This window comes from Bacillus sp. 16GRE42 (assembly GCF_019837435.1).
GTDB lineage: Bacteria > Bacillota > Bacilli > Bacillales > Bacillaceae_G > Bacillus_A > Bacillus_A wiedmannii.
In genome coordinates, this window is the sequence record NZ_JADAXF010000028.1 from 1 (window position 1) to 609 (window position 609).

General features: G+C 50.2%; 5 tRNA genes and 1 rRNA gene. All 6 read right to left on the reverse strand.

Features of this window, described 5'->3' with window-relative positions:
• Positions 1-20 precede the first annotated feature (20 nt).
• The 6 genes from ILS93_RS28420 to rrf all read right to left on the reverse strand — a co-directional run bounded on the left by ILS93_RS28420 (position 21) and on the right by rrf (position 570).
• Positions 21-101, reverse strand: a tRNA-Leu gene (locus ILS93_RS28420).
• 14 nt (positions 102-115) lie between these two features.
• A tRNA-Lys gene (locus ILS93_RS28425) sits at positions 116-191 on the reverse strand.
• 4 nt (positions 192-195) lie between these two features.
• A tRNA-Gln gene (locus ILS93_RS28430) sits at positions 196-270 on the reverse strand.
• A gap of 11 nt (positions 271-281) precedes the next feature.
• A tRNA-Tyr gene (locus ILS93_RS28435) sits at positions 282-365 on the reverse strand.
• A gap of 8 nt (positions 366-373) precedes the next feature.
• Positions 374-449 (reverse strand) — tRNA-Val (locus tag ILS93_RS28440).
• A gap of 5 nt (positions 450-454) precedes the next feature.
• A 5S ribosomal RNA gene (gene rrf / locus ILS93_RS28445) occupies positions 455-570 on the reverse strand.
• Positions 571-609 lie beyond the last annotated feature (39 nt).

The window sequence follows — 609 nt, forward strand, 5'->3', positions numbered from 1 at the left end:
TTGAGTTATTTTATTAAAAGTGCGGGTGAAGGGAGTCGAACCCCCACGCCAAAGGCGCTAGATCCTAAGTCTAGTGCGTCTGCCAATTCCGCCACACCCGCATATTTATTTAAAATGGTGAGCCATGAAGGATTCGAACCTTCGACCCTCTGATTAAAAGTCAGATGCTCTACCAACTGAGCTAATGGCTCTTAATGGCTGGGCTAGCTGGATTCGAACCAGCGCATGACGGAGTCAAAGTCCGTTGCCTTACCGCTTGGCTATAGCCCATTAATTAAGAATGGTGGAGGGGGGCAGATTCGAACTGCCGAACCCGAAGGAGCGGATTTACAGTCCGCCGCGTTTAGCCACTTCGCTACCCCTCCGACATATATGGTGGAGGATGACGGGATCGAACCGCCGACCCCCTGCTTGTAAGGCAGGTGCTCTCCCAGCTGAGCTAATCCTCCATTTTGCCTGGCAACGTCCTACTCTCACAGGGACAAGGTCCCAACTACCATCGGCGCTAGAGAGCTTAACTTCCGTGTTCGGTATGGGAACGGGTGTGGCCTCTCTGCCATCATTACCAGACTATATTCATTTAAGACAAGAATTATTTTAACTTATTTG